This window comes from Nocardia puris, from assembly GCF_003315035.1.
Taxonomy (GTDB): domain Bacteria; phylum Actinomycetota; class Actinomycetes; order Mycobacteriales; family Mycobacteriaceae; genus Nocardia; species Nocardia puris.
On the sequence record NZ_QNRE01000001.1, the window covers coordinates 1002479 to 1021739 of the forward strand.

12 protein-coding genes and 2 pseudogenes are annotated in these 19261 nt (G+C 67.3%); 4 read left to right on the forward strand and 10 right to left on the reverse strand.

Features of this window, described 5'->3' with window-relative positions; genetic code table 11:
• Positions 1 to 26 precede the first annotated feature (26 nt).
• The 6 genes from DFR74_RS04605 to DFR74_RS04630 form a co-directional block, all read right to left on the reverse strand.
• On the reverse strand, positions 27 to 1085 hold the full coding sequence (locus DFR74_RS04605) for a methionine synthase (protein ID WP_067510419.1): 1059 nt from the start codon (positions 1083 to 1085) through the stop codon (positions 27 to 29).
• A 63-nt stretch (positions 1086 to 1148) separates the two neighbouring features.
• Complete coding sequence (gene mnmA / locus DFR74_RS04610) at positions 1149 to 2243, reverse strand: tRNA 2-thiouridine(34) synthase MnmA (protein WP_067510417.1); 1095 nt, start codon at positions 2241 to 2243, stop codon at positions 1149 to 1151.
• On the reverse strand, positions 2243 to 3472 hold the full coding sequence (locus tag DFR74_RS04615) for a cysteine desulfurase family protein (RefSeq protein ID WP_067510415.1): 1230 nt from the start codon (positions 3470 to 3472) through the stop codon (positions 2243 to 2245). The genes mnmA and DFR74_RS04615 overlap by 1 nt, the downstream gene beginning before the upstream one ends.
• Before the next feature lie 512 nt (positions 3473 to 3984).
• Complete coding sequence (locus DFR74_RS04620) at positions 3985 to 6765, reverse strand: RNaseH domain-containing protein (protein WP_067510413.1); 2781 nt, start codon at positions 6763 to 6765, stop codon at positions 3985 to 3987.
• Positions 6762 to 9998, reverse strand: coding sequence for an ATP-dependent DNA helicase (locus tag DFR74_RS04625; protein ID WP_198161761.1), 3237 nt, complete (start codon positions 9996 to 9998; stop codon positions 6762 to 6764). The genes DFR74_RS04620 and DFR74_RS04625 overlap by 4 nt, the downstream gene beginning before the upstream one ends.
• The gene (locus DFR74_RS04630) at positions 9995 to 11137 is read right to left on the reverse strand and encodes a restriction endonuclease-related protein (protein ID WP_198161760.1); all 1143 of its coding nucleotides are present in this window, start codon (positions 11135 to 11137) and stop codon (positions 9995 to 9997) included. The genes DFR74_RS04625 and DFR74_RS04630 overlap by 4 nt, the downstream gene beginning before the upstream one ends.
• Before the next feature lie 265 nt (positions 11138 to 11402).
• Here DFR74_RS04630 and DFR74_RS04635 point away from each other — a divergent pair.
• Positions 11403 to 12629: pseudogene (locus DFR74_RS04635) on the forward strand (IS3 family transposase).
• Here the strand turns inward: DFR74_RS04635 and DFR74_RS04640 are convergent.
• Positions 12617 to 13414: a flavin-containing monooxygenase gene (locus DFR74_RS04640; RefSeq protein WP_067510409.1), complete on the reverse strand. Its 798-nt coding sequence runs from the start codon at positions 13412 to 13414 to the stop codon at positions 12617 to 12619. The pseudogene DFR74_RS04635 and the gene DFR74_RS04640 sit on opposite strands and share 13 nt — an antisense overlap.
• Positions 13415 to 13591: 177 nt before the next feature.
• Here DFR74_RS04640 and DFR74_RS04645 point away from each other — a divergent pair, with 177 nt between their 5' ends.
• Together DFR74_RS04645 and DFR74_RS04650 are read left to right on the forward strand one after the other, a co-directional pair.
• On the forward strand, positions 13592 to 14461 hold the full coding sequence (locus DFR74_RS04645; RefSeq protein ID WP_067510407.1) for an SDR family oxidoreductase: 870 nt from the start codon (positions 13592 to 13594) through the stop codon (positions 14459 to 14461).
• A 486-nt stretch (positions 14462 to 14947) separates the two neighbouring features.
• Positions 14948 to 15120: pseudogene (locus DFR74_RS04650) on the forward strand (NlpC/P60 family protein); the annotation flags it as partial.
• On the opposite strand, the gene DFR74_RS37760 reads toward DFR74_RS04650, so the two are convergent.
• The 3 genes from DFR74_RS37760 to DFR74_RS04660 form a co-directional block, all read right to left on the reverse strand.
• Positions 15086 to 15346 carry an alpha/beta fold hydrolase gene (locus tag DFR74_RS37760; protein WP_325050971.1) on the reverse strand — a complete coding sequence of 87 codons (261 nt, stop codon included), beginning with the start codon at positions 15344 to 15346 and terminating at the stop codon, positions 15086 to 15088. The pseudogene DFR74_RS04650 and the gene DFR74_RS37760 overlap by 35 nt on opposite strands.
• A 720-nt stretch (positions 15347 to 16066) precedes the next feature.
• Positions 16067 to 17152, reverse strand: a complete 1086-nt coding sequence (locus DFR74_RS04655; RefSeq protein ID WP_232331777.1) for a DUF1214 domain-containing protein — start codon at positions 17150 to 17152, stop codon at positions 16067 to 16069.
• A gap of 513 nt (positions 17153 to 17665) precedes the next feature.
• Entirely contained in the window at positions 17666 to 18796 is a 1131-nt protein-coding gene (locus tag DFR74_RS04660; RefSeq protein ID WP_067510402.1) for a PucR family transcriptional regulator, read from the reverse strand.
• Between the two features lie 131 nt (positions 18797 to 18927).
• On the opposite strand from DFR74_RS04660, the gene DFR74_RS04665 reads away from it, so the two are divergent.
• Positions 18928 to 19251: a hypothetical protein gene (locus tag DFR74_RS04665; RefSeq protein ID WP_067510400.1), complete on the forward strand. Its 324-nt coding sequence runs from the start codon at positions 18928 to 18930 to the stop codon at positions 19249 to 19251.
• The last annotated feature ends 10 nt before the right edge of the window (positions 19252 to 19261 follow it).

Below are 19261 nucleotides of genomic sequence, written 5' to 3' on the forward strand. Positions count from 1 at the left end.
GTTGTCGCCCGCACCTGCGACGGTGATCAGAAGTCCAACGACTCCGGGTCCTCGGCGAAGGCGCGGGAGACCTCGGTCGCCAGCTCCAATGCTTTTCGCGCCCACCCCAGGGGCGCACCCCCCAACCCGCAAGCCGGCGAAACGAGTACGTCGCGCAGCGCGGAACGGGGGAAGCCGAGGCGGTCGATCAGGCGGACGCCGGGTTCGGCGAGGTCGCGCCAGGTGGGTGAGGTGGTGGGGGCGGTGGTGGGGACGAGTCCGAGGACGAGGCGTTTGCCCGCGTCGAGGGATTCGCCGAGGGCGTCCAGATCGCGGGTGGCGATGGTGGAGAGGTCGAAACCTATTGCGGCGGCCTGACTTCCGCGCAGGAAGTGCACGGGCGGCCGAGCGGCGCAGGTGTGCACCAGCACCGGAACGGATTGCGCTTCGATCACCGAATCGAGAATCGCCAGCGCTTCCGGCGCGGGTACGGCGCGCACGGTGTCGAGCACGCTCACGCCGCGCAATGATCCTTCGAGTACGTCGCCGAGCGAGGGTTCGTCGAGTTGCAGCACCACCCGCGCGTTCAAGCGCTTGGCGACTTCGGCGACGTGCTGGTTCAGTCCTTCGGCCAGGGATTCCGAAAGATCGCGCACCGCACCGGAATCGGTGAGCACGCGGTGCCCGACGGGCAGCTCCGCTTCGGCGGCGAGGGTGAGCGGGCCGGTGGCCTGGAGTTTGATCACGCGGCCGGTCCCCGCGGAACCCGTTGTCTCCCACACCTCTTCGAGGGCGTCGAGATCACCGCGCAGCAGGTCGTGCGCGCGCCGCGACACCGCTCCCGGACGGGCCGCGAGCCGGTAACCGCGTGTGCTGGTATCGAACCGCAGGTCCACGAGCAGCGCCGAGGAGCGGCCTATCATATCGGCGCCGACCCCGCGCGCGGGCAGTTCCGCCAGATGCGCCAAGTCGGTGAGCTCACCGACGACGGTCGCGGCCGCCTCGCGCGCGTCGGTGCCGGGCCAGGACCCGACACCGGTCGCGACACCGCCCCGCAGTACCTCGGAAATCGTGCTCTCCGTTACGGTTTCGCTCACGTCGCCCATTCCACTCCGCTACACCCGGGCCGTCCCGCCTGCTGACGGAAAGACATCGACCAGCCACACCGCTCAGGAAACCGGCGCCAGCTCCCGCGACGTACCGGAGATCGTCCCACTGCCGAGGACCTCGTCGCCCGCCGGATCGGGCCGGTACAGCACCACGGCCTGCCCCTTCGCCACACCGGTCAACGGCTCGCGCAACCGCACCACGAGCCCCGCGCCGGAGGGCTCTGCGACGGCGGGCGCCGTGCCGCCGTGCGCGCGCACCTGCGCCACGCACTCGACGGGCCCGTCCGGCACCTCACCCGAGGTCCAGATCGCCCGGTCGGCGAGCACGGTCCACACGTGCAGATCCTCCACCGAACCCACGCGCACGGTCCCGGACTCGGGATCGATCCCGGTGACGTACCGCGGCTTGCCGTCGGCGGCCGGGCCCGGCAGGCCCAGACCCTTGCGCTGTCCGATGGTGAACCCGTGCACGCCGTCGTGCTTGCCCAGCTCACGGCCGTCGGCGTCCACCACCGCGCCCGGCCGCACGCCGATCTTCGCGCCGAGGAAGGCGCGGGTGTCGCCGGAGGGGATGAAGCAGATGTCGTGACTGTCGGGCTTGTTCGCCACGGCCAGTCCGCGCTCGGCCGCCTCGGCCCGGATGTCGGGCTTCGGCGTGTCCCCCACCGGGAACATCGCGCGGGAGAGCTGGTCGGCGGTGAGCACGGCGAGCACGTAGGACTGGTCCTTGTCGGCGTCGACCGCGCGGCGCAGCACGCCGCCGTCGAGCCGCGCGTAGTGCCCGGTGACGACGGCGTCGAAGCCCAGCGCCACCGCCCGGTCGGCGAGGGCGGAGAACTTGATCTTCTCGTTGCAGCGCAGGCACGGATTCGGCGTCTCACCGGCGGCGTAGGAGGCGACGAAATCGTCGATCACGTCCTCCTTGAACCGGTCCGCGAAATCCCAGACGTAGAACGGGATGCCGAGCACGTCGGCGGCGCGGCGCGCGTCGCCCGCGTCCTCCTTGGAGCAGCAGCCGCGCGAGCCGGTGCGCAGTGTGCCGGGTGTGGCCGACAGCGCCAGGTGCACCCCCACCACGTCGTGTCCGGCGTCGACGGCGCGCGCCGCCGCAACGGCCGAGTCCACACCACCGCTCATCGCCGCGAGAACCCGCATCACACACCACCTTTCGCACCGGCGAGACCCGCCACGCGGGCCCGCTCCACCACCTGGGGCAAGACATCGAGGAGGGCGTCCACGTCGGCGCGGGTCGACGTGTGCCCGAGGGAGAAACGCAGGGAGCCGCGCGCGACGCGGGGCTCGACGCCCATCGCGATCAGCACGTGGCTCGGGCTCGCCACGCCCGCGTTGCAGGCCGAGCCGGTGGAGCATTCGATGCCGGCGGCGTCCAGCAGCATGAGCAGCGAGTCGCCCTCGCAGCCCGGGAACGTGAAATGCGCGTTGCCGGGCAGGCGGCGCTCGTCGACCGGGCCGTTGAACACGGCGTCGGGGATCGTGGCGAGCACGCCGTCCACGAGCGCGTCGCGCAGCGCGGCGAGTTCGGGGGTGCGGATCGGCAGCTCGGCCGCCGTGATCCGCAGCGCGGTGGCCAGGCCGACCGCGGCGGGCGTGTCGGAGGTGCCCGACCGCAGGTCGCGCTCGTGACCGCCGCCGTGCAGCAGCGGCACCACCTCGACCTGCCTGCCGAGCAGCAGCACGCCGGCGCCGTGCGGGCCGCCGACCTTGTGCCCGGCGAAGCTCGCCGCCGACAGGCCGCTGGCGGCGAAGTCGATGGGCAGCTGCGCGGCCGCCTGGATCGCGTCGCTGTGCATCGGCACGCCGAATTCCTGGGCGACCGTGGCGAGTTCGCGGATCGGCTGGATCGCGCCGACCTCGTTATTGGCCCACATGATGGTGACCAGCGCGACCTCGTCGGAGTGCGCGGCCAGCGCCTCGCGCAGGGTGGCGGGCGAAACCATGCCCTCGGCGTCGACCGGCAGCCAGGTCGCGCGCGCGCCCTCGTGCCGCTCGAGCCACTCGATGGCGTCGATCACCGCGTGGTGCTCGACCGAGCTGGCGATGATGCGGGTGCGGCGCGGATCGGCGTCGCGGCGCGCCCAGTAGATGCCCTTGACGGCCAGGTTGTCGCTCTCGGTGCCGCCCGAGGTGAAGATCACCTCCGACGGCCGCGCCCCCAGGCTCTCGGCGATCGACTCGCGCGCCTCTTCCAGCAACCGCCGCGCCGCGCGCCCCGACCCGTGCACCGACGACGCGTTGCCCGGCCGCGTCATGGCAGCCGTCATCGCCTCGACAGCGGCGGGCAGCATCGGTGTGGTGGCCGCGTGATCGAGGTAGACCGTCCTGGGCGCAGCACCGGTGACCGGACCCGAAAAAGCCGACTTCATGACCGACAAAGCCTATACCACCGCTGACCTGGGCATCTTGCGGGTCCACCCCTGCTTTCTACGATTTACCCAGGATTCTCAACACGAGTATCACTAATCGGTATTCCCGCGACTCGCTCGGCGCCTCATCCCTCTGTCCGTGACCAGCTGAGACGTATGCGTCGAATGTCATGGTGTCGTTCTTGCGCGGCATGCATCGCGTCTCATCCGCCAAGCCGTACACGTCAGCGGCGACCCTGTATGGACTCCTGGCACGCCGCAGCGCCCCGCTGCCAATGGGGACGCGAAACGGGGTACCGCATGGCTAGTTTCTTCCGCGTCTGGCCAAGCCACGGCCTAGTTTGCGGCGTTGCACGCCGGGCGGGTGACACCTCCCGGAGGCACGCCAAGGACGGGCAAGCAAGCCCGGCCCCCTCTGACCGCCCACCAATTGTGAGCCGTCCCGCAGTCGAATCCGCCTGACATTCCGCGACGCGAGTCAGCTGGCGACGGACCAGCCACCCGTCGTCGGATCAGACGACGCCGTCTTTGAGTTCGTCGAGGTCTACCTCGTCGTCGAGGTCGATGGTGCGGCGATAGTCGGGGTGGTCTTTATCCATTTTGGCCGCGAGGTGGATGGGCGCCGGGTAGCTGGTGCGGCCATCCCATGAGACGGCGTGGTCGCAGAGCCGTGCGGCGGCGATGGCGTAGCGGATCGGGTCTGTGTCTGCGCCGACGACGACGATCTCGGTGGTTGTGTGGGCATACCAGGTGTGTTGGCCAGCTTCGTTGTCGGCGGTCCAACGGGTGCCGTGCTCTCCCGCCCGGCTGTACCGGCGCCCGCCTGTGAACTGGCGCGGGATGTTGGACAGGATCCATGTGTTCTGGGCTCCGTCGAGCTGGTAGAGACCCTCGGTGGTCTTCTTGATGTGAGGCTCCTTCTGGACGGTTCCTTCCGTCTGTCTCTCGTCTACGCCAACGTGCAACTCGACCGGCCGGGGGAGGTCACGGGAGCCGGAGGTCACGCGAACGATGGCCCGCGGGCGATGACCACTGGAGGGGCTGCACCCTGGGAGCGCAGGCCGGTCGTTGATCCGGCCTGCTGAGTCCGGACGCAGGTCAAGGTTTTTGTTGGCGAGGAGCGGCCACAGCGCGCGGGAGCTGTCTCCAGAAACCAGCAGGACGTAGCCGGTGGCGGTATCGAGGTGGTCTTGGAGTTGGCCGAGTGCGGTGTCAATGCTGTCGACGAGCGAGAGGTCTTGGCGTTTACCTTCGGGCAGCGAGTGCGAGCGAAAGGCAGTGTTGGCGGCGAAGTAGTCCTGCCACCCAGTTGTTCCCCCGCGCGGGTGTCGTTTGGGTTGATATGCCTTGGTGTGCCAGTGGTCGCCCTCGGGGATGAGCGCCACCAGCGACCAGCTCAGGCGCGGTCCCGCCGAAGTCCAACGCGCCCCGCGCTGTTCGCGGATGTGAAGGCCGACGAACGCGACGGGTTCCTTCAAACCGTAGCGGCCGTAGGCCAGCGCTCGGCTGAGTCGAGGATGGATCAGACCAGCGGCTCGGAGCATGTCGGCGACTGCGTTGTGACCCGGATGATCTTTCTTCAGGCTGAGTCCCAGCTTGGTCAGCGGGTCATTCTCCTCACTGGGAGCGGTCTCGTTGTTGCCGGACTCGGTACCGTCGGTGGCGTTCCCGTTGCTCGTCTTCGTCGCCGGTTCGGTGTCTGATTTGGGCGAGGGCTTGGTGGTGATGAACTGGGCAAGTACGTGGTGCTGGGCAAGCATTCGGTTGAGGGGGTGCTTGGCGTCGGTCAGATCAGGGTCGTCCACCGTACTGTCGGGTCGACGGGACTGCTTGCGTTGCGCGGCCCATGCGCGCGCGTCGTACTCGGTCTCGCACAGCGCCACGATCCGTGTGTCGTCGGGTACGTCGAGGTGAGGCACCGCAGCCAAGAGCTCAGCTCGGCCGGAGTGGTCGCCGTGGGCCAGCAATGCGGCGGCCCGGTGGAAGATGATTTCGACGTGGTCGCCGATCAGTGTCGGTTCGTCCTCTGGCATGCCGATGTCGGCGAGGTCGGGGCGGTTGAAGTGGTAGGCCAGCAGGCGCTGGAGCCGGGTCCGGGTGTGCTGGTGGCGGTAGAGGACAAGGATCCGTAGGCGTCGGCAGCCTGATGCTTCGATGATTGTGGGCAGGGCGGATTCGTCGAGCAGGTCGGTGTCCCGGCCCGCTGTCACTTGTCGGCGCGTGCCCTTGGGGAACCTGTGGCCAGCTACGTTGCGGGCGATGATGTTGGGGGTATCCAGGACCGTGGACAGGTGACTGCTGAGTTCACGGATGGTGTGCATGCCGACGCCGCGGCCGATCGGGAAGCGTACGGACTTCGGGACCAGCGCACGCAGTCTGCCGGGTTCGCCGGTCATGTCGCGATCTTCTGGCCGGATCAGGGTCTCGCCACCCAGGCGTGCCCACACTGTGAGGGCGATGTCGCTGGTGCGTTCGATCCGGGTCGCTCGGCCGCGGCCTTCGACGGCGAGCGTGAGCAGTGGATCCTGTGTCGAGCGCTGGGCCAGCCAGGCAGTGCGGGATGAGTTGAGCCAGCGACTGAGCCTGGACACCGAGGGGTCGACGACAACGACCGGGTCGCGCATCCAGGGCAACGTCTTCATCGTTAGTTGCACGCGAAGCGCGGCATAGGACGGGTTGTTCTCGTCGTTGTCCCACTGGCCGGTCCACAGCAGGTCCTTGTCCCAGACCAGCAGGTTTCCCTGGGTGTCGGCCCGCAGGGCGATTTCACGGTCGTCGATCTTCCACGTACGGTCGGCCAGTTGTTGGGCCACTTCCCAGGTGGCCGCGTCGTACACCCAATAGGCCGCATCGGGCTGGTCACCCACCCGCTTGATCTCGTTGCCCAACATGACCTCATCGGGCTCGATGCTGGCGAGGAGTTCCGCCAGTTCGCTGGCGTAGGAAAAACTCATCTCGTCCTCGGGCACCTTGAGCAGAGCCTGTTCCCACAGGACCACGGCGTCGTGGATGTCGCGGCTGTCCAGGCTGCGGCGACTGATCATTTGCCGGGGTGGATTGTTGCGGCTGGTCGGAAACAGGTTGACGCTGGTGCGGCCGATGGCGCGTAGCGCGGTGGCCAGGCCGGCGTAGGGCAAGTTTCCGTGGGAGCCGGTGATGTCGCGGTAGCGATCGAGCAAGTCGCTCCACACGTCGCGGGCTCGTTCTGGGAAGCGGTAGACACGCACCACCCCGTGCAGTTCTGCGGTCAGCGGGTAGGCCAGCAAGTGCAGCTTGTCATCGCCCATGGTCATCGGTTGTCGTCCTCGGAAGTGTGGTCGATCCCGGCGAAGTCGAGCCAGGACACCAGTGTGGAGCCGTAGATGCGGCTCAGTGCACGCTGGCTGGCTGGGGTGAGGTTGTCGTAGTAGAAGCGCAGCAGGCCCGGCAGGTCGCTGCCGAACTTGGCGTCGTGGAAAGCACCGTCGACAAGGTAGAGCTCGACCGGAGTGCCGCCGCGGCGAGCGCGTCCGGCGAGCTGGATTAGGTCGACAAGCATCCCCGCTACGGCTTCGGCTTTGAGCACGCGGCTGAGCCTGCTGAATCTGGGATCGCTGGCCAGGATGTGGTAGAGCCGTGAGAACGCGGCCTGACGTTGCTTGTTCAGTACGGCTGCGGGGCCCGGACCAGGGATGCCGATGTCGAGCGCATGGGAGTTGACGCTGGCGAACATCTCGGCCGAGTCGGTCAGTTGAGTCGGTGGACGCACGCACACCCAGACCGATGCCAGCGCGGAGCGCTGGTCACCGGGTACCAGGATGTTGAGACCACGCGCCACCAAACTCAACGGCGCGATGCAGACCTTGACATTCGGATATTCCCGCGGCAGTGCCTCCAGATCCTCCACCGTCACACGCACTACCCCGGACGGCAACGCCACGGCAGACGAGCGATGGTCTTTCGGCACGACAACGGCAACCCAGCTCGGGTCGCCGATGTGTGAGGCGATCCCGGCACCGAGCAGCGCGGCATGTTTGTAGGAGTTGCCGACCAGCATGCACAGTTCCCGATCGGGCGCGGTCTCGGCAAGCTTGCGTAGGTGCCTGTCCAGGTGCTGGTCCCACAGGGTCTTGCCGAGTTCCCGGATCGCGTCAGGCTTGTGGGACTCGGAGCGGCCACCGATGTGGATGGCCTGAAACTCCTCGTCGAGCGCCTTGCCCGCTCGGGTGGTGAACGCCCCGGGCGCTGCGTCGGTCATGGCGTAGGTGACCTCGGCCTTGATGTGCTCACGGGCGGCGCCGGGGAAAAACGCCGTGGCCGACAAGCCCAAGACGATCCGTTGCACACCCGCGGTGGACAGGGCCACAGTGCCGCCCAGCTGCGCAATGGTGGTGTGCGGGTCACCGGCGATGGCCTGCACCGACAGCTTGCCCTGCGGGTAGGGGTCGGACACCTTGTCCACGCGGAATCCGAACAGCAGGTACCCGAGCGGGCCGTAGGGGATCGTGGCGTGCTGGACGAAGTTGCCGAGCTTGTCTGCGAGCACGCGTGCCGCGGGAAGCTCAGTGCCTGGTGAGCTGACCGCAAAGGTCAGCCGAGTCAGCGATTGGTGCAGCGCGCCAAGCCATGTCCGCACGAGCAGGGCATTGACCACGGCGCGGCGCAGGTCCTTATCCCGCACTCGTCGGGCCAGCGTGCGGTGCAGGCTGTGCGTGACCTCACGAATCCGGTCCTGGCCGGTGTCGTTGCTGACGACCGAGCGCAGCAGAGTGGCGACCTTGCGCATCTTGCGCGGCGGCGTTCCGCCGTTGACCTCGCGAGTATCTGGGAACAAGGCATTGAACTGCTCGTAGATTTCCGGTGCGATCCCGTCGATATCGTCCTCGACACCGAACAGGGCTTGGAGCAGCATGCGGTCGTTGGCGCCGGGAACATGCCAGCCGGAGCCTGGGCGGTCCAGGTCTGCCTCCAACCAAAGGTCCTGTTCCAGTATGTAGTTGAGGAACTGGTCAGCCAGGAATCGGGTGCGAGACAGGGCTGGAAAAACTTCACGGTCCTCAGCGGGCATCAGCATCGTGCGTTGGGTGTCGAGCTGGGCCAGGGGCAGCTCTTGTCGCCCACCGCTGGCGGCGAGCACCAGTTGCCGGGCACCGGCGTCGAACATGTTGCTCTGCAACAGGTCGATCTCGTCGATGATCAGCACCGGACAGCGACGCATCAAGAACTCCAGCACCGGCATACGGCTGTGGTCGATGCCGTCGACTCGTACAGGTATCGGCACCGTGCCGTGGATCAGGTTGTGGTGGTTGGTAACGATGATGTCGGCCGCGGCGGCATTGTGGAACCCTCGATGTCGCCCGCACGCGCTCAGCATGGGACAGGCGTACCGCTGGTCTGCATCAGACTTGGCCTGCCTACCCTTCTTGTCAGAGCTGGTCTCTTCCTGGTCGGGCTCAGGCAGAGCACGCAGGGAGGTGCAAGGCTCGTCCGGTGCGGCAGGCGGCGGGCCGTCGACGGTGAGGGCGGGCAGAACGCAGCCATAACCCAGCTGGTCGAAGCGATCCCACTCACCGCGTTCGGCCGCCTGAGTGGCCTTTTCCTCCAGCCGCCGCGGAGACACGAGAGCTACACACCGAGCGGGGGTGCCCAGGACGGCGAGGTCGTGCTCGATACTCGTGGTCAGGCGCCGCGCGGTGTTCTCCTCGTCAGCGATCTGCTCGGCGGTGCTAAGGGCGTCGTGGATAGTGCCCACCACGATCGCCACGGGAACGCCCTGCCGTGCCAAATGGACTGCCAGCAACCGGGTCAGCACGCTCTTACCGACTCCGGTCGGCGCGTTGAGCAACCGGATGCCCCCAGCTCGCAGCAGCAACTCGGTCACAGGCAAGTCATCGACGTCGCGCAGCTTGTCGAACAGCTCCTCGATAATGCCGCTCTGCCAGGGTGAGGATCCCGAAACCTGAGCCAGATGGTTTGCCAGTGCCTTGAGCTCGGCCGGGCTGACTTTGACGTCATCCACCTTCCCGGCTGTGTCCAGCACAACGGGGGCGACCGTGGCCCCGTGCACGGTGATCGGCAGCTTGACTGTGGACTCGCCGTGCCAGCCGAAGCGGTACTTGCCGGGTCCGGCCACCGGTAGCGGACGCCGGCCCTGTAGATACTTGGTTTCGGCCTCCTCGAGCAGACGCTGCGCGAGTTCGAGTGGGCGTTGGCCGTGCCGGGCGATCACGTAGGTGACCGCGTTGTCGGGAATCTCGTCGGGCACCTGGTAAGGGCTGTTCTGATCGTGGCGCAGCTTGCGGGCTGCTTCGAGGAACCGCCGGGGCGAGCCGAGCTCGTTGTGGCGGAGTCGCAGGAACTGTCCCACCAGCCGCTGGGTGTCCTCGGGCTGGTCGGGCCAGTCCGACCACAGATCCATCCTGCCCGAGGCGATCAGACCCGCCTGGTCCAGTGGGACGACGGTGCGGCCGTCGGCGCCAGGGAACCCGAAGAACTCCTCAGAGAACGCACATGCGATCTGCGTGGCCAACTGGCGCAGACTGGTCACCGCTGCACCCCCGCGGACCTGTCGACATCGTTCTTCAGGTCGGTCGCCGTCATGACCCGGTAGCCGGTACCGCGCAACATGGCGGCCAGGAGGTCGCGGCTACTGCGTTGGTGGTCCGGAATCACGATGATCAATCCGGGCTCGGCCGGTTCCGTCTCGCGTAGCGCCTCGCCGAGTGCGACTGGGGACGCCCACGCCTTGGCATCAACCCTCCACACCTTCCCCTTCAGTGTGATTCGCAGATCGTAGCGATCTTTGTGAGGCCACATATCAACTTTCGCGCCAGCCGCACGGGCGTGGTCACGCAAGTCGCACTCCAAGATCCCCGGCAGGGTCACATAACGCCAGATCACCCGTGACACCGCGCGCGACTCTGGGGTAGCCGGTCGAGCCTTGACCTCACTCGCGTGTGGGCCTGCGGGTTGAAGGACGGGAGCGCGGTCGGTAGGTCCGTCGGTGTGGCAGGTGTAGGTGATGCCGTTGCGCGCGTGTGCCTCACAACGCACCTCCACAACCGCACCTGCGCCGACCACGCGCATCGGCCAACGGCAAGTCGGACACGCGAACCACCATCCGCGAATCTGGCACCATGCCCATTCCACGATGTGCTCGTAGTGCTCGAACCGTCCCCACATCGCGTCCCAGGTACGGCGCAAATCGCGCAGGTCTCCGGAAGGCTCATCGACAAGCAGCTCGCGGGCTCGGGTGTAGTCCTTTGCGGGCAACCGTCGCAGCACCTCGTAGATGCGCCGCTCCTCCTGTTCCGTGGCGACCTTTGCCCATGGCCAGTGCTCGTCCAACGCTGCTGACGGAACTAGATGCTCGACACACAGGTCGCGGGCCTCGTCACTGAACTGCCCCATCCCGTCGAGCAGCACCAGATCACCGACTCCCCCCGAGTCGACCCCATTGGGTAGCAACTGCCGCAACGGGCGAGAGAGGCCGCTGCGGAACTGCGCCATGGTCGGAGCTTGCCCCACCGGATATATCGAGGCCAGAACCCCCAGGCAACTCATCAACGCACGCCCCTGCCTGCGGGGCGCCAGATCAGGATCTCCAAGGGCAGCGGCAGCCAGGCAGCAGGCAGTGATCGCCTGATCGCGGCGGCGGCGATCAACCTCGGTCACGGTCGAAGACATACCGGGCACCATAGAGACGACCACCGACAATCTCGTCAGCGCTCAACCATGGGCAATTGCCTTACGTGGTGCTTTCGGCGCAAACGGCACCTTCACGCCAAGGCTGACGGCGGGTCGACCGGCAGAAGTACCAGGTCCAGTCATGTTGGGGCACTTCGTGCTCGGTGGTTGTTAGTTAGCCGCAACGAGTGCTTGGGCCTTGCCCCCGGGTGATGGACACGCTTGAGCTTGGTCTCAGACCAGGGAAAGCGAGAAGATCTACCCGATGTCCAACAAGAACTACACCGAGGAGTTCCGCCGCGACGCGGTCGCGCTCTACCGCGACACCGACGGCGCGACCATCGCCGGGATCGCCACCGACCTCGGCATATCCCACGGCTCACTGACCGCGTGGCTCAAAAAAGCCGGCGTCCCGGTCCGTAAACCCCGAACAACTCCGATACCTGGACCCACTCGCGAGGAAACCCCCGAGCAAGAAGCCGCCCGCCTGCGCGCAGAGCTCGCCCAGGTCAAGGCCGAGAAGACCAAGCTCGAGACCGAGCGCGACATCCTGCGATCGGCGGCCAAATATTTCGCCGGGGAGACGAACTGGTGACCCGCTTCCAGTTTGTCGCCGACCACTCCGACACCTACCCCGGTGAAGCGGTTATGCCAGGTCATCGACATCGCCCGCTCGTCGTACTACACATGGATCAACGCCGCCGACAAACGGGCAGCCCGCGCTGACGCCGACGCTGATCTCGCCGCCAAGATCCGCGCGGTCCACGACGCCGACAACACCTGCGGGCGACCCAGGATCACCGCTGAACTCAATGACGGTGCATCCGCCGGGCAGAGGATCAACCACAAACGGATCGCAAGGATCATGCGCGAGAACAACATCGAGGGTTTGCGGCTTCGCCGCCGGCACCGCACCACCGTGCCCGAGCCTGCCGACACCCCGCCTGTTGACCTGGTGCGCCGGGATTTCACCGCGACCGCACCGAACACCAAATACGCCGGTGACATCACCTACCTGCCCTGCGGAGACGGCGAGTTCTTGTACTTGGCCACGGTGATCGACCGCTTCTCCCGCCGCCTGGTCGGGTGGTCGATCGCTGACCACATGCGCACCGAACTCGTCGAAAACGCCCTGGCAGCCGCCGCTGCGACCCGCGGCAGCCTCGCTGGGTCGATCTTTCATGCCGATCACGGAAGTCAGTACACCGCAAAGGCTTTCGCGACACTCTGCACGAAACTGGGTGTCACCCAATCGACAGGCTCGGTGGGCACAAGCGCGGATAATGCCCTCGCGGAATCGTTCAACGCGACCCTGAAACGCGAGACGCTGCAAGGCGCGGCCCGGTGGGAATCACCGCGAGCGGCGCGGTTGGCGGTGTTCCGGTGGATCACCCGCTACAACACCCTGCGAAGGCATTCCTACTGCGGCTACCTCAGCCCCGTCGACTACGAAACCGCCCACGCACTCGATAGCATGGCTCACGCCGCGTAAACACAAACCCCGTGTCCAGATTCCGGGGTCAAGGCCCGGGAGATTATCGGAACTCGGGATTCGTACCACAGCCATTCGATATTGTGCTGCGCTCGCGCCAGCCCCGGAACGGTACGCAACAGCCATTTCATCCGTGCGTTCGTGCGATGATTCCACTTGTTGCCCACCCAGTTCGGAGAGCGCTGGATCACGTGCAGCCGGGCGACTCCATCGACGATCGCGGGAACCAATTGCACGGCGCTGGCACCACTGCCGATCACCGCGACGGTCTTGCCGACGAGATCCACACCGTGGTCCCATTGCGCCGAATGGAATTGCGGACCGGTGAACGATTCGATGCCCTCGACACGCGGAATCTGCGGCCGGGACAGCTGTCCCGGGGCCATGATCACGACATCGAACCACTGTTTCTCCCCATCGGCGAGCTCCACCAGCCAACTGCCGGACCGCTCGTCGAAGGTTGCCGCGGCCACCTCGGTGTTGAACCGGATGTTGCCGAGTACGCCGTACTTCTCGGCGCACCGCTCCAAGTAAGCCTTGATTTCCGCCTGCGTCCCGAATCGCTGTGACCATTCCGATTCGAGTTCGAAGGAGTAGGAGTAGGTGGGGGACGGAACATCACACGCCGCACCGGGATAGGTGTTCGCGCGCCAGACGCCACCGACGCCGTCGCCGCGTTCGAAGACGACATAGTCCCGAATACCGTTACGTTCCAGCTCGATTGCCGCGCCAAGGCCGCCGAATCCGCAGCCGATGATCGCTATCGAGAGCCTCGTTGCTCGCATGGTCCAGAAGTTATCCGCAGGACGCCCGGGCAGGACATGTCCTGCCCGGGCAACAAATAGCCATAAGCGGACAGTCACCGGTTCCCGGGTTCGGGCGCCGGCGTCGCACTGTGACGATTGCGGAGGCCGATTCAACGGGTGGGTGGCAGGTCGTGCCGCCCGGCAAAGGGGTTGTTCATGTCGTCACCAGTGACCGGGCGCGTCGTCGCTGTCACCGGAGGTTCACGAGGGATCGGATTCGCCATTGCCAGGGCGTTCGTCCAGCGTGGCGCGCACGTCGCCATCGGCGCCGTGCGCGAGGACCGGTTGCACACTGCCGCAGGAGAACTGGGCTTGTCGTGCTACTGCTCGGTGAATGTTTCCGATCCGGAATCGTTCCGCGCGTTCCTCGCGCGGGTCACACGCGAACTGGGACCGGTGGATGTGCTGGTCAACAACGCGGGCATCATGCCTGTCGGATCGCTGCTGGACGAGGACGACGCGATGACCAAGCGCGCCGTGGAGATCGACGCCTTCGGGATGATGGTCGGGACCAAGCAGGCACTCGAGCTGATGATTCCGCGCGGCCGCGGGCACATCGTGAACATCTGCTCCACGATGGGCGAGGTCGCGCTGCCCGGCATGGCCACCTACAACGCGAGCAAAGCGGCCGCCATCACCTTCAGCGACGCTGCCCGCCTGGAATACCGGGACAGCGGAGTGCGGATCTCGACCGTCCTTCCGGGCGCGGTCAACACCGAGCTGGTCGCGGGCCTGGACGGGACCGTCTCCCTCCCGGTGCCGGGAACCAGTCTCCGTATTCCCCTGGTCAAGCCGGTCGAGGCGACGGAGGTGGCCCGTGCCGTGGTGGACACGGTCACCCGCGATGTCGCGCGAGCACGGGTGTACGTGCCCCGGCTGGCGGGGGTCCTGCTGGCCGGACAGCGGCTGCTGCCACGCCGCGCCGCGGAATCGCTCAATCTCCGGATGGGCGGGAAGAACGCCCTGAACACCGACCACGAAGAACGCCGCGGCTACCACGACCGGATCAGTCGCGACACCCGGTGAGGGTGGGCCACGGGGACGTGACGCGGCGGAAACAGGTATGTCCCCGGTCGTTCGGCCGTGGTGGGCGACGGCGTGGAGGTCCCACGCTGGACGCTACTGCCGTAACCACGATCGAGCGAAGGTGTCATGTCTCGAGTCATCCATGGTCACAGCGCGGTTCACCGCGACCACACACAGCATCCACACTCGTCTTCCAGCGGACAGGCCGGTGCCCGATGACGGACCCGGCTGCCATCATCGCGGTCATCGCGATCGCGACCTCCGACGCCGCGAACGACAACCGAACACCTGATCGGCTCCGCCCGGCCGTCACCCGCGGTCGGCGACGCCGTCCAGATGTTCGTGCCGGTCATCACACCGATGGTCGACCAGGCTGTGGCGAGCCTGCCCGAGCCGATCCAGAACGAGGTGGATACCGCGCTCGACGCGGCGGCGGCCCGCCTCGGCGCCGACGCGTCCACACCACCCACGGCTCCCGACGGCTCGGGCGTCCGGATTCCACCACCCGGCGATCTCCTCTTCGGGAACTGGGGCCGGACGGACCCGGTCATGTCGCGATTTCCCTAGGCGACGGCACCATGGTGCACGCACCGACCACCGGCGACGACGTGCGGGTCGGGCCGGTCATGACCGGCATGGTGACACGCCGGATTCTCTGAGCTGCTCGAGGATCGCGTCGGCGCAGCGCTGGGGATCGTCGTAGAAGGGGATGTGGCCGCACCCCGGCATCGCGATGTGCCGGCTGTGCGGCAACCGGGTTCGCGCCTCGCGACTCTGCGTCCGGTACACCAGCAACCGGTCACGTGTGCCCCAAGCGATGGTGACGGGAAGCGTGTGCAGCCGAGCGGAATCCTGAAATCGAAAGCGTCGCACCCTGGCCGGCACGGACAAAGTTGATTTCGGCTACCTCGGCGATCCTGGGTGCACGACAGGCGATCGGCCATGGCCGCTGCGGACAACCCGATGTCCTTTCCGGACAGGATGTCGCGGGGCGGGAGCAGTCAGGATTGATCAGGCGCCCGTGCCAACCCCCGATCCAGGCCGCGATCTGCGCGCGCGAGGTGAACCCGAGTGTTGCCAGGATGTGCCTGGAGGAGGCGCCTCGTTCCGGCTGTGCGGACGCCGACTCCCCCTGCCGCGGGCGTCGCCACCCGAACCACTCTCATTTTTCGTCGGGCTACTCGGCGTACTGGTCGGCAGTGCACCGCGAGAATCAGGACTGGAAGACCTCGGCTGGATCGTCGGTGTCTCCTCCGAGGGATACCTAGCCGGAACCATCGGCGACTACATTGCCGCCGGCCGATACACACGAGCCAGGACCGCTCAGCGGCTCGGAGCACGTGGCGAGGCGCCCTCCGTGGAGCGGGACGTGCAGGTAGTCGGGTCGCCGTCAGAATGCGGCCGATAGCAGTCCATGCGGGACCGCGATGATCTGATGAGGCAGATCCAGGTGATCGTCTTCGCGATCGGCAGGCGAGCGAGGAGGTCCCGCGCACCCTCTGCCGCATCGGCGTCCTGGACGTCAAAGCCTTGGTGTACTCGGCGAGGCGAGCTCTTCGATCTTGCCGCGACCGGGACCAGCAGCCGAACCTGCCCGGAGGGTCGCTACCGGAGGGGTTCCGCGTTCGGGAAGGTCCAGGTGCTGTCGATGATTTCCTGGTGCGGGCGGTAGAGGCGCACGGTGTAGTTCCAGCCGGGTGCGGTGGGCAGGCAGTTGGGTGTCGACTCATCGCAGCCGCCGAACTGGATATCGACCGAGCCGTCCGGGTTGGTCGCGGCGGTGACGTTGTTGACCGAGTAGGCATTCTGCGGGTTGGGCTGCATGTAGCCCTCGGCGTTGTAGACGGTGATCGACCAGAATCCGTCCACCGGAACATCTTCGACATGCAGACGGTAGGTGGTCCGGCCGTCGTTCTCGGTCGGGGTGATCGACTCGTACACCGCGTCGCGCGCTGGGTTGCCACCCCAGCCGGCCGCGGCGCCGATCACATGCGCGACGGGGTCGACGGCGTCCTGCTCGCCGAACGCGGAGGTGAAGTTCGACATGGTGGAGGCCAGCGTGAGCAGCGCGCCGCGGACCTTGTCCTGGCTGGTCTTGTCCCACTGCGGGATCTCGAATTTTCCTGGGCCGCCGGGTTGTTCGACCTTGATCGCGTCTTGCAGAGCGTGCGCGGCGGCCATATCGGCGGGATTGCCGGGATCGACGAAGGTACGGATGACGATCGCGGCGTATCGAGTACCGACGGTGTCGCGGTCGAGGGTGTGGCTGCCCGCGCCATAGAGGGCGTCAGGAGCGTACTCGTCTTGATTGATGATCTGCATGGACATGAACCGGGTACTCGGATCAGGCAGGGTGACCGTGACCGGTCCCGCATCCAGGTCGAACACCCCGGTCGAGTAGATCGTGTCGCGGTTCATCCGGACCACGGGCTGCCGGTCGATCGGAGCGACTTCCCGCGCGTGATAGAGCTTGCCGAACGCTCCCCGGTCGTCGACGAATACAGCGAACTGCCGGTCGGTCTCGGCGCGTACGAAGTTCAGCGGGGTAACCACGAGCGGCTGGTTCAACGGATACTCCGATCCGGGGCGCTCGCCCCTGGTAGCGCTGCGGGCAGTGGTGGCCTTGCTGGGCTCGGAGGAGTCGGCGCCCCACGCCTTGGCGCCGGCCAGAGCCGCACCGACGAGCATCATGCACCGTCGACGAGGTTTGGACAGTCCTGCTCCTTCGCTACCGGGGCCTGGACCGAGCCAGGGGTACAGATTGGACGATCAACGCAGCGATGGTACCGGCGGGTGACGCGGTCAGGTCGGATACGCCACGGCATGTCCGGTAGCTGAACCGTCGGCTTCACCCTTCGCGGGACGGTGTGTGAGAACGCCATCTACCGGGATCCCTGACATCAATCACGGCCGTCCTCACCCCCTGGCGGATCGGGCGGTGTGCAGGTAGATCAACCGCTGCCGACATCCCACACAGTTGAGCCATGGCCGAGCGGCTCCCCCGTTGACGGTGCCCGGTGGCCGGTCCACGGAATGGGAGAGCCGGCCATTGACGTGTGCGGACCGCAATGTATCCGGCTGGGGTGCGCGGGGCCGGAGACAACGAAGCGTCTCGACGAACCGCCCGCCTGCTCAGAGCCGCGGTCCCACCCCGGTTCGCCGATTGGGCGGGGCGTGCTGACGTGCGGATACCCGCCCGACTGGTCAGGTATCCGGATCGCCCACCTTCCGAGCCGACAACAGCCGGGCCTGCAAGGTGAGATACAGCAGGGCGGCCTCGGCCGGGACGGCGAACGCCTTCCCGGTCAGGCGCTCGATCCGGTTGAGGCGGTGCAGCACGGTGTTGCGGTGCAGGTGCAGGTGCTTGCCGACCGCCGTGGTGGAACCGCCGAGCTCGTACCAGGCCAAGGCCGTCTCCACCAGGGCGTCGGCGTCGGCCGCCGGGAGGGTCGCGAGTGCGGCGAGCGGATCGGCGAGCACGTCGGATGTGAGGTCCGGATGGGCCGCGAGCAGCGCCCGCACCGGCGACGACGCGTAGGCGTGTACACGGTTCTCCGACGGCGCCGAGCACCGGAGGGCGAGGCGGGCCTGGTCGAGAGCGACGGGCGCGCAGCGCAGATCGGTGAAGGGACGGCTGGCACCGGATCGGGCGGTGATCGCGCTCAGGGCGTGGTCGAGCAGGCCCGAGGAAGCCGCGGCCACCAGCGTCACGCGGTCGTCGCCGATCAGCGTACGGACGGTCGTGACCCCCGTCGCGGCAACGCGGACATCGCCGACCAGGAGGGCGAAGGTCGCGCCGGGCGCCATCCCCATCTTCTCGGGCAGACCCTCGCGTTGAGCGGCGGGCAGATCGGGATCGAGCAGCACCCGCAACAGCAGTTGCTTCGGTCGCCGATCCTCGGTTCCGGCGGCGCGCCGGTGTGCTTCGGCGGCGGCGAGGGAGAACTTGTCGACGGTCGCCCACACCAGCGTCGACAGCTGCGGGAGTCCCGGGCGATCCTCGCCACCGGCGCGGTCGACGGCGACCTCCCAGATGGCCAAGCCGGCGACCCGGAAGGCGTGCAGCACGCTGTCGAGCGGAACTCCGCGCTCGGCCTTGAGGCGCCCGGTGCGGCGGGCCGGTTCGAGCGAGTAGGGGGTGCCCGCCATCGCGTCCAGCAGCGCGGCGGTGTTGTCGGTGACGAGGGTGCGCAGTTCGTCGTGGCCGAGTACGGCGTCGCCGTAGTCCTGCCCGTCGTGTTCGATCCGGGTGGTCACGTGCTCGGAGATCGCGTCCAGATCGCTGCGCAGCGCGTGCAGCAGGTGCACCGAGGCGATCTGGGTGTGCTGCGTCACAGTTCCGACGATAGCCCGCCGTTGTGCGACGGCACAACGGCGGCGGCGGAAGTGGCGGCGTGCGCCCGTCGCCCGGGCCGAAGGTCCCCGGCCACACTGGAATTCCCCGATCCGCACCGAGGGAGACACCGTTGACGAAACCCTCGTACCCGACCGATCCCGAGATCCTGGGCGATGCCGAGACCGCCGCACTGGATCGCGCCGTCGCCGAGCGGCGGCCCGGCGCCGAGCGGTGGTCTCGACTCGGGATCGCCGAGCGCGCCGACCTGCCGGCGAGCACGCACGCCTCGATCCGCGCGCATGCCGAAGAGTGGGCTGCCGTCGCCGCCGAGCGCAGGCCGACCGGATCGTGGGACGGCGAGGAATGGGCTGTCCGGGCCGTACGCGGCGTTGACGAACGTGGCGGCGAGTTGGCCGCGGCTGCCGAGCTCTTCGGCTCCGCGTTGCGCGGGTGACGAAGCCCGT

Bases quoted from the DNA above. Each gene is read 5' to 3' on its own strand.
- DFR74_RS04605 (WP_067510419.1), bottom strand. From the start codon at position 1,085: ATGGGCGACGTGAGCGAAACCGTAACGGAGAGCACGATTTCCGAGGTA.
- DFR74_RS04645 (WP_067510407.1), top strand. From the start codon at position 13,592: ATGTCGTCACCAGTGACCGGGCGCGTCGTCGCTGTCACCGGAGGTTCA.
- DFR74_RS04640 (WP_067510409.1), bottom strand. From the start codon at position 13,414: ATGCGAGCAACGAGGCTCTCGATAGCGATCATCGGCTGCGGATTCGGC.
- DFR74_RS04630 (WP_198161760.1), bottom strand. From the start codon at position 11,137: ATGTCTTCGACCGTGACCGAGGTTGATCGCCGCCGCCGCGATCAGGCG.
- DFR74_RS04615 (WP_067510415.1), bottom strand. From the start codon at position 3,472: ATGAAGTCGGCTTTTTCGGGTCCGGTCACCGGTGCTGCGCCCAGGACG.
- DFR74_RS04655 (WP_232331777.1), bottom strand. From the start codon at position 17,152: ATGATGCTCGTCGGTGCGGCTCTGGCCGGCGCCAAGGCGTGGGGCGCC.
- mnmA (WP_067510417.1), bottom strand. From the start codon at position 2,243: ATGCGGGTTCTCGCGGCGATGAGCGGTGGTGTGGACTCGGCCGTTGCG.
- DFR74_RS04620 (WP_067510413.1), bottom strand. From the start codon at position 6,765: ATGACCATGGGCGATGACAAGCTGCACTTGCTGGCCTACCCGCTGACC.